Consider the following 13,442-nt stretch of genomic DNA (forward strand, 5'->3'; position numbering starts at 1 on the left):
ACTTGAGTTAAAATAAATGATTATGTCAAAATCTAACGCTACTAAACCGGAAAATTTACCTCTGATCGTCCTAGTAGATGGTCACTCTTTAGCCTTTCGTTCTTTTTATGCTTTTGCTAAAGGAAGAGATGGCGGTTTAAAAACTAAAAGTGGTATTCCGACAAGTGCTTGTTTTGGTTTTCTCAAGTCACTTTTGGCGGTGATTGAGTCACAAAAACCGCAAAGTATGGCGATCGCATTTGACTTAGGTTTGCCAACTTTCCGCCATGAGGCAGATGACACTTACAAAGCCGATCGTCAAGAAACACCAGAAGATTTTATCACTGATTTAAAGAATCTCCACGAATTATTAGACGCTTTTAATTTGCCAATTGTAACCGCGCCGGGATATGAAGCGGATGATGTTTTGGGAACTTTAGCAGAACAGGCGAGTGCAGCGGGGTATCGGGTAAAGATTTTGACAGGCGATCGCGATTTATTTCAATTAGTTGAGCCCAAAAAAGGCATTAGCGTTCTCTACTTAGGCAACAATTTCTTACAGCGAGGAAGCAATACCGGACTAACAGAATTTGACCCGGAAGCAGTCAAAGAAAAAATGGGAATTCTGCCAGAACAAGTAGTAGATTACAAAGCTTTATGCGGTGATGCTTCTGATAACATTCCCGGTGTCAAAGGGATCGGTGATAAAACAGCAGTTAAACTGCTTTCTGAGTACGGTTCTTTAGAGAATGTTTACGCGAATTTAGAGCAAATTAAAGGTGCAAATAAAACTAAATTAGAAACGGGGAAAGATGCGGCTTATCACTCTCAGCATTTAGCTAAAATAGTTGTCGATGTTCCTTTGGAAATTAAATTAGAAGATTGTCAACTTAAAGGTTTTGATACCTCGGTTTTAGAACCGCTATTAGAAAAATTAGAGTTCAAATCTTACTTAGGAAAAGTCAAACAGCTACAGCAAGCATTTGGCGGTGTAGTTGAGGAAGAAAAACCAGAATTTGTTACCCAAAACTTACCTATTAATGAGGTAGAACTTCCCGACGAATCAGCAGAATTAGACTTTTTTACTTATGAAGAAACCCTAGCTGCACAAAAACAATCAGCTTCACCAGTTACGATTCAAATTGTTGATACTCCAGCCAAACTCACTGCATTAGTAAAACAATTAAAAACCTGTACCAAAGTCACAGTTGCTTGGGATACAGAAACTAGTGATTTAGATCCTTTGTGTGCGGAATTAGTAGGAATTGGTTGTTGTTGGGGAACTAACTCTAATGAAGTTGCTTATATTCCCATCAATCACGCATCAGGGGAAAATTTAAATAAAGAAACGGTTTTAGAAGCTTTACGTCCGATTTTAGAAAGTGATAAATATCCGAAAGTTTTTCAGAATGCGAAGTTCGATCGCTTAGTCTTCCGCTGTCAGGGAATTAATCTCGCTGGCGTTGTCTTCGATCCAATGATAGCTAGTTATGTTTTGAACCCTGAAAATAACCATAGCCTCAGCGAATTAACCCAAAGATATTTAGGATTAACCATCAAAAGTTATGAAAGTGTAGTTCCTAAAGGTAAAACTATTGGTGATGTAGATATTCCGGTAATTGCTGATTATTGCGGAATGCAAGTTTACGCCACATTTCAGTTAGTTGGAAAGCTGCAAGAAGAACTAAAACCTGTTCCCAAACTTGAAACTTTGCTGCGAGAAATAGAATTACCTTTGGAACCAGTTTTAGCGGAAATGGAAGAAGTTGGAATTCGAGTTGATGCAGATTATCTAAAAGAATTATCCCAAAAGTTAGAACAGGATTTGAAAGCGATCGAAGAAAAGGCTTATGAAGCTGCGGGAGATAAATTTAATTTAGGTTCACCAAAACAGTTAAGTCAGTTGTTGTTTGAAAAATTGAATTTAGATAAAAAGAAATCGCGTAAAATTGCTTCCGGTTATTCTACTGATGCAGCAACTTTGGAAAAATTGCAGGGAGATCACCCCGTTGTTGATGCGATTTTAGAATCTCGCACTTTATCTAAATTGAAATCTACTTATGTAGATGCTTTACCACAATTGATGGATAAAAATCAGCGAGTACATACTGATTTTAACCAAACTGCAACAGCTACAGGAAGACTTTCTTCTTCTAATCCCAATTTACAAAATATTCCCATTCGTACCGAGTTTAGCAGAAGAATTCGCAAGGCATTTTTACCGGAATCAGGCTGGTTATTGGTATCTGCTGACTACTCACAAATTGAGTTAAGAATTTTGGCACATTTAAGCCAAGAACCTGTGTTAGTGGAAGCTTACCAAAATAATCAAGATATTCACACGGTTACAGCTAAAATTGTCTTTGAAAAAGAAGATATTACCCCTGATGAACGCCGGATAGCGAAAACAATTAACTTTGGGGTAATTTATGGCATGGGTGCAATGAGATTTTCCCGTTCTACCGGAATTAAAAAGGCAGTTGCTAGTGATTTTATCGAAAAATTCAATACCCGTTATGCCAAAGTGTTTGATTATTTGGAAAGAATGAAACGGGAAGCGATCGCCAAAGGTTATGTCGAAACCATTAAAGGTCGTCGTCGCTATTTTAACTTTGAAGGTGGTAGTTTACGCGCTTTTAAAGGTAGTAACCCAGATGAAGTTGATTTGGCAAAATTGAAGAATATGGGACAAAATGACGCACAACTTTTGCGTGCGGCTGCTAATGCGCCAATTCAAGGTTCTAGCGCCGATATTATTAAAATTGCAATGGTAAAATTGCATGAAGTTCTCCGCAATTATCAGGCGCGGTTGTTATTACAAGTGCATGATGAGTTAGTGTTTGAAGTTCCTCATTCCGAGTGGAAAGAGTTGCAACCAAAAATTAAGGAAACGATGGAGAATGCACTACCTTTAAGTGTTCCTTTGGTGGTTGATGTTCATGTGGGAGAAAATTGGATGGAGGCAAAGTAGAAGTGATATCATGTCCGCTAATAAGTAGGTGTAAATAAATAAAGTGATAATAGTTATCTAAGCATGGGGCGGGCAGGATGCCCACCCCACAAGAGTTACAGCTTTCTTGTGGGGTGGGCATCCTGCCCGCCCTATTTTTCACTTTATTTATATCTACCTACTTATAACCATAGTTCGTAGTAAAGACTTTAGTCCCCAGATGAAGGCGGTGGGGGGACTAAAGTCTTTACTACAAACAAGTTTTATTATTCCTAACCCATGCTTTATTTGTAGCAAACATTTGGGTATTCGATATTACTCGACATTTTCCATAAATTCTAAAATAGGTTCCATCTTTTTCCCAAAATCAAATTCTGCCTCAAAGCATAATTTGGCATTCCGACTGTACATTTCGTAATCTTTGACAATTGCTTCGATCGCCATTTTTATCTCTTCTGGATCGAATGGTTCTTTAATGATAAATCCAAATTGATATTTCTCGGTTAATTCCCGTAATGATGGCAAGTCATTTACTATTACTGGTTTCCCCATTTTTAAAGAATGGGCTAATTTCCCAGAAGCCATTGCAATCTTACTACAATTATCGTCATAAGCTTGATATAAAGCTAGACAGATGGTTGCGGAAGCGTAGATTTTATCTACTTCTTGATATGGCACAGGATCGGTTGAAATGAACAAGTTTTTTGAATTAACGCTTTGGATAGATTTAATATATGGATGGGTTAAGGGTTTTGGGAATGGTTCGTGAAAAATCAAAGCGCATCCATTATCGATCGATGCAAATGCTTCTGCGATTGGTTTGGACAAGAAAATTTCGTCGATCGTGCCTGCTTGTAAAATAATATAGGGAAATCTCTCTTGACTTAAATTAAACTTTTCTCTAAAGTAGTTGGCGCTATTTTCATCTGTGAAACTATTGGGTTCGTTGAGAGGAGAGTTTGGCAAATAAAAAACTTTTGGATGTCGATATTCATATTGTTCGCAAAGGGTGGCAAATCTATCTTCATCTTGAACGATCGCTGCTGCGGATTTTTTATAAGCTAGTTTAGCGAGGCTGCCAATAATTGAACTAAATTTGTGGAGTTCTCTTAATTCGAGAGAAAGGAATAAAAATTTCTGCTTAAATAAGTAAAAGCTGAGTAAAGCGGCGATCGATCCATAAACATCAATACCTATATTAATCTGTTTTTTTTGTTCTGAAGCTCGACTATTTTTTAAAACCTCAATTAAACATTGAATAGCATATATAATGAATTTGAATCCAGATGAATCTTTTTTCAAGCCCATGTAACTGAGAAATTCAAATTTATTTGAGAGTTCGCGAAAGTAAAATATTCTTACTTTTTCCCCCATCTCTCCCGGTTCAGCGTATTTATTATCTCTGCCGTAGATGTTTACTGAGTATCCATTCCGAACTAAGAGTTTGGTGGCATTAATTACAGTAGGAGCAATACCAACATAGCCTTCATAAAAGAAAATAGAGCAGTATTTGTTCATGTTCTGATTTAGCCTTAATTAAGGTTAACCTGAATTTATTCAGCTTATGCTTTTGCCTATAAAGTAAACCCCCCAAGTCTCAAAGCCTGGATCTTTATCTGTGAGCCATTCTTTAAAAGCAAGTAACTCTATTTGGTTTTGGGATAAGAAAACATCTATTTCCGGTTTGAATAAATAGCGCATTTTATGAATTTCTTGGAGCTCTTCTACTGTACCATTAGATTTATTTTTGATAAATACTTGATATTTGACATCCACTAAATTATTATTAGGATACATGACTGGTTCAGCTATGCGAGTAACCAATATTTCTTCATCTTCCAAGCGCTTAACTCGCACGGTAGGTCGATCGCTCAACACAGCAGGCCCGTACCAGCAATCAAAAATTAGCACTCCTCCAGGCTTCAGATGCGCTTTTGCAGTTGCGAAGGCGGCTTGTAAATCTTGGTTGGTTGTCTGGTAGCTGATTACGTGGAACAATGAGATTATGGCATCAAATTGGCGATCGAGTCGCACAGTACGCATATCCGCACGGGCAAATTTAAGCTTTGACGCTACAGCGGGATCTAAATTCACCAAGCTCTTTTCTGCTTGCTCTAGCATATCAGCGCTAAAGTCTACGCCATACACCTCATAACCTAATTCCGCCAAGAGTGCAGCGTGTCTTCCTGTTCCGCAACCTAGTTCTAAGATAGATTGGGTATCAGGTGCAAAGTTTTGCAGCAACTTATGGATAAACTGCACTTCACCAGCGTAGTCTTTATCTTGGTAAAGTAAGTTGTAATAGCGAGCGTAATTGGCAAAAACTGACATATTAATCCGCTAACTTAAAATATAAACTGACCGCAATCATGTAGCTCACTCTAAGACTTTTTTCAACACATCTACTACTGTTTGAATTTGCTCTTCTGTCAAAGCCATACCGCTAGGAACGTAAAATCCGCGACGCGCCAAATTTTCTGCCACCGGATAACTTTCTCCCGCAAACAATCCCATTTTTTGGAATATTGGTTGTTGGTGCATATTCCAGAAAAAGGGGCGAGTGCCAATTTTATATTCCCCCAAGCGCCGCATCATTTCAGAAGCATCAAAAGGTACTTCTTGTTTGAGAACCATACCATAAACCCAGTAAATATTTTCAGCATAATCTGTAAGGGTAACAGGTAATTGTAAGCTGGGAACATCTGCTAACAATTTGGTGTAGAGCTTTCCCATTCTGCGTTTGCGGACGACAAATTCATCTAATCTTTCTAATTGCGCCAAACCTAAAGCTGCTTGCAGGTTGCTCATGCGGAAGTTCCAACCCAATTCTTCATGGACAAAACGCTTTTGTGGTTGGAAGCATAAGTTACGCAAAGAACGGCACCTTTCTGCTAAGTCGTCGTCATCGGTGAGGAGCATTCCGCCTTCACCAGTGGTGATGTGTTTGTTGGGGTAAAAGCTAAAAGTACTGATATCACCGAAACTGCCGCAAGCTTGATTTTTATAAGTTTGACCGTGCATTTCAGCAGCGTCTTCAATAATTTTTAAATTATACTTTTTTGCCAGAGCTAATATGGGTGTCATATCAACAGGTAAACCGTAAATATGAACAACCATAATTGCTTTAGTTTTGGACGTGATTTTGGCTTCTATTTGCGCCACGTCCATATTCCAAGTTTGGGAATCGCTATCTACTAAAACTGGCACAGCGCCCGATCGCACAATTGCCGCACCACAGGAAATAATGGTAAAAGTTGGCAAAATTACTTCATCGCCTGCGCCAATTTGTAAAGCTGCTACCGCCGCATCTAAAGCAGCGGAACCATTGCAGACAGCGATGCCGTGTTTTCTGCCGAGACGGGCAGCAAATTCTTCTTCAAATCGCTTAACAAATGGCCCTTCGGAAGAAATCCAACCCCCATCAATGCACTCGTTGAGATATTGTCGTTCTTTACCATCTAAGAGCGGCTGATTAACGGGGATTGACTCGTTCATTTGGTAAATTTTTCCTCCTAAACATAAGTAAATTATCAGTCAACAGTTATCAGTTATCGCAGCCTAATGTGGGGTTTTTAAACCAGTTATCAGTCAGCAGTTGTCGATCGAGAAACCAAATCAACAGAAAATCTAATTACTGATAAGTGATAACGGTTCATTTTTTTGTTGCGTGATGCCTGGGAAGCGGGTTTTGTCTTCTTCTCCGACATAAGGCCCTTGTTTGATCTCAATTATTTCTACTTCTTCTACTACTTCAAAGCCATGACCGCCAGCTACTAGTAGAATGACATCTCCTGCTTCTAGAAGTCGGCTTTCTAAATATTCTTGCTGTTCGCTGTAAAAGTCAACCCGTAATCGTCCTTTTTTAATTAATAAAACTTCTTGGGTGTAAAATACAATCCGAGAAACTGGGTTGTGGATATGGGGCTGAATAATTTTGCCTGTGGGATGGTTGATATAAGCTAGTTGTTGAGAAAAGGTATTGGGGGTGAAAAAGTGAATTCCAGGCTGATTAAACTTTGCAGAAATAACGATCGCCAGCAAGCGATCGTTATGGGTGATTTCCTCCACCAACTGTTGGGAAGATGTATTCATTAATTACCTCTAAATTTAAGAACGTTTAAGAACAGAAATATGGGCGAATGGTACTGAAATCAGAGCAAAAAAAAGCACCTATAGATTAATATGAGAGAAGCAAAGACTGGGGAACTAAAGATACTCCCTTTAATATGCCAAATCCAGGCAAAATTATCAAGTAAAAATTTCAGAATTAACGAAGAATTTAATTATCGGGTTTTTGATAGTCGTTCCTGGAACTAAAGTCATGGCTTATACAGACAAAACGGTACACCTGCAACTACTGTGACCGTAGTAATACTTATAATAATTTGAATAATTTGTAAGTGTTCGATATATTTACCTTTAAAGAAACAATGGCTTTATCTAATGTCCGAATTTGCTTTGTTGGTGACTCGTTCGTTAATGGTACTGGTGATTCTGAATGTCTAGGTTGGACAGGAAGAATTTGTAATGCAGCGATCGAACAAGGTCATGATGTTACTTACTATAATTTGGGAATTAGAAGGGAAACTAGTACTGATATTGCGGGACGTTGGTTTGAGGAGGTGTCGCGGAGGTTGCCGGAGGATTGCGATCGCAGAATCCTCTTCTCTTTTGGCGTAAATGATACCACAATTGAAGATGGCAAACTCCGTGTTGAATTGAGTAAAACTAGAGAAAATACTCAGCAAATCCTGTCTGTTGCCAAAAGCTCATTTTCTGTATTAATGGTAAGTCCGCCTCCCATTACAGAAGTAGAACAAAACAGCAGAGTTGAAATTTTATCTCAAGAATTAGCCATTGTTTGTGAACAGCTAAATGTACCTTATCTAGATGTTTTTACCCCATTGCAAAAATCAGAAGTTTGGTTGAAAGAAGTAGCCGCTAATGATAGTTACCATCCCAATGCAGCAGGTTATTTAGAGTTTGCTAATTTGGTGCAGAAATGGGATGCTTGGCAAGGTTGGTTTAATAGTTGAACTAAACAATAAGTATGTTGTTGCGCTTTAGCGCTAAAGCGCAACAACGTACCTAAATTGTTCCTCGTAACATTTCTAACTCTTCTCGTAAACTTAAAGGTTGATACCCTAAAGCAAAAGCTTTGTCACTATTTAACGAAACATCTTTAGATCTAGGTGCTGCCATTGGCACATCTTTTTGCAAACAAGCTGTTAGTTTATCTTGGGGAAGTTCCAATATTTCTGCCATTAATTTACCAAATTCATAACGGGATATGCGTTCTTTTCCGCCTAAATGAATCACTCCGTTAACTTTTTCTAAAGCTAATAAAAGTCCACTAGCAGCAGTTTTTCCACTTACGGGTGTTCTAAATTCATCGGTGAATAAACTTAACTCTTTTCCTTCTCTGAGCATCTTGATAAATGGTTGAATAAAACTATTTGCTTGTGGTGACGGAATGCCGAACATTAATGGCATTCGACAAATGGCTGTTTGGGGATATCTAGCTAACATTTCTTGTTCAGCTAAGACTTTTTGTTCGCCGTAAATGTTCACGGGAGAAACTGGATCTGTTTCTTGGTAAGGCGGATTTAAACCATTAAAAACTAAGTCGGTGGAAGTGAAGGCGCAAGGGATAGAATAATCAGAGCATAAACCAGCAATGTTGCTAGAAGTTGTAACATTAATTATTGCGGATTCTTCCGGGTGAGTTTGGCAAAAGTTAGGATTAGATTGCGCTGCGGTATGAATAACTGCTGTTGGTTGAATTTGCTGAAATAGGTTTTTGAGTTGCTCAAAATCTCGTAAATCAACTTTAATTAAATTTACATTGGGGATTTCTACAGGTTTGCTAAAGTAAGTGCCGTAAACTTCCCATTCTTGTTGAGCAAGTTGGCAAAGGTTCCATCCTAAAAAACCGCTAGCGCCAGTAACTAAAAGTTTTTTCATTTTACCACCTAAATTCACAAGCTTCTATCCGTAGGGTGCGTTAGTAATAACGTAACGCACCTTTGATTTGACTATCCGTAGGGTGCGTTAGTAATAACGTAACGCACCTTTGATTTGACTATCCGTAGGGTGCGTTAGTAATAACGTAACGCACCTTTGATTTGACTATCCGTAGCACCTTTCATTTCACCATATTTAGCTCAGAAATGGTGCGTTACGCTGCGCTAACACACCCTACAGATTGAGTCAAAATAGAAATATCTGTGTAAACCTGTTATTTTTGTGGTAAATATAAATACATGATTAACTTTCACAAATTGATTCCGATCGCACTAGTTCTAAGTTTAGCCGGATGTAACTTATTTCCGGGTGAAAATACTTACATGGTCAAGCGAGTGAGTGATGGAGATACGATCGCTGTCAGTCAAGGCGATAAAAGTAATGTTACCGTCCGTTTTGCCTGTATTGATGCGCCGGAAGTTCCCCATTCAAATAGGGAAAGAAATAGCCAAAATCCGGTGGACAGAAACCAATTTAATTGGGGGGTAAAAGCACAATCAAGAGTGCAGCAGTTGGTTAATCAAGGAGGCGATCGCGTTGTCTTGAATATCACTGATACTGATAGGTACGGTCGGCAAGTTGCCGAAGTTCGTTTACCTAATGGTACCTTCATTCAAGAAACTTTAATTCGGGAAGGTTTAGCGTTAGTCAATCGTCCTTATCTCCGATATTGTCCCAGTAAAGAGATTATTGAACAAGCAGAAGTAGATGCGAAAAAAAACTTACGTGGGGTTTGGAAAGACCCCCAATTCGTCGCGCCTTGGGATTATCGGCGCATTAAATAATAACTCAAGCCTGCTACTTATATAGATTGTCTTTTAGATCCCTCTTAGATCCCCCCTAACCCCCCTTACAAAGGGGGGAACCAGAGAAAGCTACGCTATTAATTCGGATTTAAAGTCCCCCTTGTTAAGGGGGATAATGGGGGATCAAAAACGCAAACAGTTTATAACGAGAAACTTACGTTAATCAAGTATGAAAAAGCCTCAAAATTATCAGTGGGAAACTAAACCGGGTTGGTCTTTAGAACGGCGCGAAGAAGAATTTATTAAATCTTTGATGCCTATTTGGGGATGGCTTTATCATGAATATTTTCGGGTAAAAACTAGCGGTTGGGAACAAATTCCTCCGGGAAAAGTGCTGTTTGTTGGTTCTCATAATGGAGGATTAGCCGCACCAGATATGTTTATGATGATCTACGATTGGTTTCGGCGGTTTGGTTTTTCGCGTCCTGTTTATGGTTTAATGCACCCTCATGTTTGGAAATATGCTTTGCCAGTAGCGCAGTTAGCGGAAAAAGCAGGAGCAATTATGGCTCATCCGAAAATGGCGATCGCGACCTTTCGCCAAAATGCCAGCGTGTTAGTTTATCCGGGTGGCGCAGAAGATGTTTTCCGTCCCTATAATTTACGCAATAAAATTTATTTTGCAGAGCGCAAAGGGTTTATTAAACTAGCATTACGCGAGGAAGTACCAATTGTTCCGGTAATTTCTCATGGTGCTCACGAAAATTTTATCGTTTTGGCTGACATTTACAAACAAATGCAGCAGTTACATGAGTGGGGAATGCCTTGGTTATTTAATATCGATCCGGTAGTTTTTCCGATTTATTTAGGCTTACCTTGGGGAATCGGAATTGGCCCTTTACCTCATATTCCTTTACCAGTACCAATTCAAACTCGTGTTGGTGCGCCAATTATTTTTGAACGCTATGGAAGGGAAGCAGCTAGCGATCGCGAATACGTTAATTTCTGCTATGAAAAAGTTCGTTTTATCATGCAACAAGAATTAGATGATTTAGTTAAATAGAAGGTAGTTGGTAGAAGGTAGTTGGTAGTAGATGTTTACTAACTCAAAAATACCCTAACTTACCAATCATTTGAGCCTTTTTCCAACCAATCATCTGCACCGACTGTAGTTTGTTGCTGGCGATTTTCTGTTCGGTAACTATCTGCGGGAAAATCTTCTGGTTCTGTAGGGGAAGTGAACAGGGGGAGAGCGACGATCGCACCGACGATCGCACCCGCAGCAGCACTAAACGCCAGTACCACGCCAACAGGTAGGCGTATTGACTCGTAAGCTAAAAACTTTAGGGTGACTAGAGTGGCGTTTTGTACGGAGAGAATGGCGATCGCCATCATCCAGACTGCAACTATTACAGAAATAATTAACGTGGCTAGAGATTTCATTAAATTACTGTAATTTCCTTAAAGTTAATTTTCGTAAAGAAAATGTTTTACTTTTACGTAAAAATACATCATACTTTTCATACTTTAGCATTTCTGAGTATAAAGATTCAGTAGAATCCGATCGCTCTCATCAGATTTTTTGCTGAACCTCTGTGCTCTAGAAAAAAGGGGTCTAACTAAGTCTAATAACCTCTGGCTCAAAAAAATTAGACAGAAAAGCTCGTTAGCAGGTCTTTTTAAACCATCTTTAGAAAATTAAACGAAAAGTGATGACTCAACCTTTGGCATCTGCATCTTTTAAAGTTCAGTCTGGTAGTGTTCCCGCTTCCCAACACCAGTCATTAGAATCGAATTATCATTCTCTGGCGGTACTATGGGCCAAAAAATACTACCTTTCAGTCACCCGTGAAAATAGTCAGAAACAAACAAAAAATGAAAGCCAGGAAGAAGTAAATTCTGGAATAGGTCGGCGGAAAACGGCAAATAAATTGATGCAGAATTTGACCTTAGCCAGTGCTCAAGCTTGGTCGTTGACAGAAACTTTACTTTCGGAAGAAATTCGTCGTCACGGAATAAATCCAGAATTAATTAATCCTTTGGAAATTGCGGCTGATACGAGAATTTTGTTTCAAAAAGCTTGGGAAGCTTATGCTGGTGGCGCTGCGCCAGAACGTCTTTCGGTACTTGTGGGTAAAGATTGCGGTCGAGTTCGGCACAAATATACTAGTCAAGATCCGCGTGCGATCGGTTTTGTTAGTATGCAATTTCACTACACCGGACAAAAAATTTTGGGGTGGTTTCACCTGCGGAACAAGCGTTATTTACACCTTACTTAAAGGTGATGGACGATCATATGTATATGCCGTTGCAAGCAGCTTACGAAGCGGCGGCTAATCATGAAGTAAATTCGCCAGCATTATTAGCAGTTCAGCATCTTTTACCAATTAGTACTAGAATTGCTCATGCAGTTTACGATCGCGTGATTCGTCAACACCCCAGCTATCAAAGTTACTCTGGATCGTTGCGTTCAGAAATTGTAAAAATTTCCAGCATTCGCGATGTGGAAATGTTCCAAGTTTACCTGTGTTTATGTGTTTTAGAAGGTAATATTCGCTCTGTACAACAGGAACTTTTTCCGCTTTGTGTAATGTTATATCCGCGTTTGCAAGTCAGTTGGACTTTAGTGCAGGAGATGTTAAACAATATACTTTGGGAAATGCACGATCGCTTATCTCTCGATCGCGTAGCACCATTTTTGCCTTATCTTCGCACTTTATCAGAAATGTTCTCTCTAGAGGTGTTTCAAGATAGTTGAAAACTAGTTTATTCATCAGCCAAATTAGGTTCGGGAATGGAGAGTGCCAGCTGGTAAATTTGGCGGCGGGGAAGTGATGTTTGTTGAGCTAACTGACGACTAGCTTCGGAACGAGATAATCCTTGCATCAGTAAGTTTTGTAATTCGGCTTTAATTGCTGCTTCTGAAAGTTGGGGTTTTTCTAAGGTAGCGCCAGCAACTACTAAGGTAAATTCGCCTTGAGGTTCGCGGTTGGTATAATGAGCGATCGCATTTGTAATTGTTCCCCGCCAAAATTCTTCGTGCATTTTGGTTAACTCTCTGGCTAAAACAATCTCTCTTTCTTCCCCCAAAATTGTGCCTAAATCTTGCAAAGTTTCCCGCAAACGGTGAGGAGATTCGTAAAAAATTATCGTGCGAGTTTCGCTTGTTAATGTTTCCAAATAGGTGCGGCGTTCTTTACTTTTAGCTGGTAGAAAGCCTTCAAAAACAAATTTATCTGTAGCTAATCCAGCCGCACTTAAAGCGGTAATCGCCGCATTTGCGCCGGGAATAGGTACAACAGAAATCCCTTGTGCAACGCAAGCTTTAACTAACTCATATCCCGGATCGGAAATTAACGGCATTCCGGCATCGGTGACGAGTGCGATCGTTTTTCCTTGACTCAATTGTGACAGCAATTCAGGAATTCTTTGCTGACTATTATGTTCATGATAACTCAATTGTGGCGTTTTAATTTGAAAATGTTGCAGCAACTTTCCCGTATGGCGCGTATCTTCTGCCGCAATTAAATCTACAGTTTGTAAAATCCTAATTCCCCGAAAAGTCATATCTTCTAAATTACCGATCGGAGTTGCTACTAAATAAAGTATTCCCATAAACTGTTAATCATTTAAATTACTTGTTGAGGCAGCAGGGGAGATGGGGAGATGGGGAGATGGGGAGATGGGGAGATGGGGAAGTTCATTAACTCAAAACTCTCCCAGTCCCTAGTCCCCAGTCCCCA

At 39.4% G+C, this 13,442-nt stretch carries 13 protein-coding genes; 6 read left to right on the forward strand and 7 right to left on the reverse strand.

From position 1 onward, the window contains the following. The first annotated feature begins 22 nt into the window (after positions 1 to 22). Positions 23 to 2,950, forward strand: coding sequence for a DNA polymerase I (polA, locus tag ACE1CI_RS15520; RefSeq protein ID WP_413266352.1), 2,928 nt, complete (start codon positions 23 to 25; stop codon positions 2,948 to 2,950). A 294-nt stretch (positions 2,951 to 3,244) separates the two neighbouring features. Here polA and ACE1CI_RS15525 read toward each other — a convergent pair whose 3' ends face one another. From ACE1CI_RS15525 to ACE1CI_RS15540, 4 genes are all read right to left on the reverse strand, one after another. Further along, positions 3,245 to 4,447: a glycosyltransferase family protein gene (locus ACE1CI_RS15525; protein WP_413266045.1), complete on the reverse strand. Its 1,203-nt coding sequence runs from the start codon at positions 4,445 to 4,447 to the stop codon at positions 3,245 to 3,247. A gap of 39 nt (positions 4,448 to 4,486) precedes the next feature. Then, positions 4,487 to 5,260 (reverse strand): class I SAM-dependent DNA methyltransferase, encoded by a 774-nt coding sequence (locus ACE1CI_RS15530; protein ID WP_413266044.1) that lies wholly within the window; start codon positions 5,258 to 5,260, stop codon positions 4,487 to 4,489. Between the two features lie 45 nt (positions 5,261 to 5,305). Continuing rightward, entirely contained in the window at positions 5,306 to 6,424 is a 1,119-nt protein-coding gene (locus ACE1CI_RS15535) for a DegT/DnrJ/EryC1/StrS family aminotransferase (protein WP_413266043.1), read from the reverse strand. A gap of 132 nt (positions 6,425 to 6,556) precedes the next feature. After that, complete coding sequence (locus tag ACE1CI_RS15540) at positions 6,557 to 7,021, reverse strand: hypothetical protein (protein WP_413266042.1); 465 nt, start codon at positions 7,019 to 7,021, stop codon at positions 6,557 to 6,559. A 338-nt stretch (positions 7,022 to 7,359) separates the two neighbouring features. On the opposite strand from ACE1CI_RS15540, the gene ACE1CI_RS15545 reads away from it, so the two are divergent. Then, positions 7,360 to 7,965: a GDSL-type esterase/lipase family protein gene (locus tag ACE1CI_RS15545; RefSeq protein ID WP_413266041.1), complete on the forward strand. Its 606-nt coding sequence runs from the start codon at positions 7,360 to 7,362 to the stop codon at positions 7,963 to 7,965. 52 nt (positions 7,966 to 8,017) lie between these two features. On the opposite strand, the gene ACE1CI_RS15550 is transcribed toward ACE1CI_RS15545, so the two are convergent. Beyond that, the gene (locus tag ACE1CI_RS15550) at positions 8,018 to 8,893 is read right to left on the reverse strand and encodes an SDR family oxidoreductase (protein ID WP_413266040.1); all 876 of its coding nucleotides are present in this window, start codon (positions 8,891 to 8,893) and stop codon (positions 8,018 to 8,020) included. A gap of 299 nt (positions 8,894 to 9,192) precedes the next feature. Between ACE1CI_RS15550 and ACE1CI_RS15555 the strand changes: the two genes are divergently transcribed. Both ACE1CI_RS15555 and ACE1CI_RS15560 read left to right on the forward strand, forming a co-directional pair. Next, positions 9,193 to 9,738: a thermonuclease family protein gene (locus ACE1CI_RS15555; protein ID WP_413266039.1), complete on the forward strand. Its 546-nt coding sequence runs from the start codon at positions 9,193 to 9,195 to the stop codon at positions 9,736 to 9,738. Positions 9,739 to 9,928: 190 nt separating this feature from the next. Next, positions 9,929 to 10,762 (forward strand): 1-acyl-sn-glycerol-3-phosphate acyltransferase, encoded by an 834-nt coding sequence (locus ACE1CI_RS15560; protein ID WP_496615498.1) that lies wholly within the window; start codon positions 9,929 to 9,931, stop codon positions 10,760 to 10,762. A 59-nt stretch (positions 10,763 to 10,821) separates the two neighbouring features. On the opposite strand, the gene ACE1CI_RS15565 is transcribed toward ACE1CI_RS15560, so the two are convergent. After that, positions 10,822 to 11,142 carry a lipopolysaccharide assembly protein LapA domain-containing protein gene (locus tag ACE1CI_RS15565; RefSeq protein ID WP_413266037.1) on the reverse strand — a complete coding sequence of 107 codons (321 nt, stop codon included), beginning with the start codon at positions 11,140 to 11,142 and terminating at the stop codon, positions 10,822 to 10,824. 269 nt (positions 11,143 to 11,411) lie between these two features. Between ACE1CI_RS15565 and ACE1CI_RS15570 the strand changes: the two genes are divergently transcribed. Beyond that, a complete protein-coding gene (locus ACE1CI_RS15570) occupies positions 11,412 to 11,978 on the forward strand; it encodes a hypothetical protein (RefSeq protein ID WP_496615499.1) in 567 nt (188 codons plus the stop codon). Positions 11,979 to 11,983: 5 nt separating this feature from the next. Then, positions 11,984 to 12,457, forward strand: a complete 474-nt coding sequence (locus ACE1CI_RS15575; protein ID WP_496615500.1) for a hypothetical protein — start codon at positions 11,984 to 11,986, stop codon at positions 12,455 to 12,457. Positions 12,458 to 12,465: 8 nt separating this feature from the next. Here ACE1CI_RS15575 and rsmI read toward each other — a convergent pair whose 3' ends face one another. Then, on the reverse strand, positions 12,466 to 13,314 hold the full coding sequence (gene rsmI / locus ACE1CI_RS15580) for a 16S rRNA (cytidine(1402)-2'-O)-methyltransferase (protein WP_413266035.1): 849 nt from the start codon (positions 13,312 to 13,314) through the stop codon (positions 12,466 to 12,468). Between the last annotated feature and the right edge of the window lie 128 nt (positions 13,315 to 13,442).

Source organism: Floridaenema flaviceps BLCC-F50, assembly GCF_041929275.2.
GTDB classification, from domain to species: Bacteria; Cyanobacteriota; Cyanobacteriia; order Cyanobacteriales; family Aerosakkonemataceae; genus Floridanema; species Floridanema flaviceps.

What these genes read in the sequence shown, in the direction of transcription:
- ACE1CI_RS15530 (WP_413266044.1), bottom strand. Translation starts at nt 5,260, where the DNA reads ATGTCAGTTTTTGCCAATTACGCTCGCTATTACAACTTACTTTACCAA.
- ACE1CI_RS15550 (WP_413266040.1), bottom strand. Translation starts at nt 8,893, where the DNA reads ATGAAAAAACTTTTAGTTACTGGCGCTAGCGGTTTTTTAGGATGGAAC.
- ACE1CI_RS15540 (WP_413266042.1), bottom strand. Translation starts at nt 7,021, where the DNA reads ATGAATACATCTTCCCAACAGTTGGTGGAGGAAATCACCCATAACGAT.
- ACE1CI_RS15525 (WP_413266045.1), bottom strand. Translation starts at nt 4,447, where the DNA reads ATGAACAAATACTGCTCTATTTTCTTTTATGAAGGCTATGTTGGTATT.
- ACE1CI_RS15575 (WP_496615500.1), top strand. Translation starts at nt 11,984, where the DNA reads ATGGACGATCATATGTATATGCCGTTGCAAGCAGCTTACGAAGCGGCG.
- ACE1CI_RS15545 (WP_413266041.1), top strand. Translation starts at nt 7,360, where the DNA reads ATGGCTTTATCTAATGTCCGAATTTGCTTTGTTGGTGACTCGTTCGTT.
- ACE1CI_RS15535 (WP_413266043.1), bottom strand. Translation starts at nt 6,424, where the DNA reads ATGAACGAGTCAATCCCCGTTAATCAGCCGCTCTTAGATGGTAAAGAA.
- polA (WP_413266352.1), top strand. Translation starts at nt 23, where the DNA reads ATGTCAAAATCTAACGCTACTAAACCGGAAAATTTACCTCTGATCGTC.
- ACE1CI_RS15555 (WP_413266039.1), top strand. Translation starts at nt 9,193, where the DNA reads ATGATTAACTTTCACAAATTGATTCCGATCGCACTAGTTCTAAGTTTA.
- rsmI (WP_413266035.1), bottom strand. Translation starts at nt 13,314, where the DNA reads ATGGGAATACTTTATTTAGTAGCAACTCCGATCGGTAATTTAGAAGAT.
- ACE1CI_RS15560 (WP_496615498.1), top strand. Translation starts at nt 9,929, where the DNA reads ATGAAAAAGCCTCAAAATTATCAGTGGGAAACTAAACCGGGTTGGTCT.
- ACE1CI_RS15565 (WP_413266037.1), bottom strand. Translation starts at nt 11,142, where the DNA reads ATGAAATCTCTAGCCACGTTAATTATTTCTGTAATAGTTGCAGTCTGG.
- ACE1CI_RS15570 (WP_496615499.1), top strand. Translation starts at nt 11,412, where the DNA reads ATGACTCAACCTTTGGCATCTGCATCTTTTAAAGTTCAGTCTGGTAGT.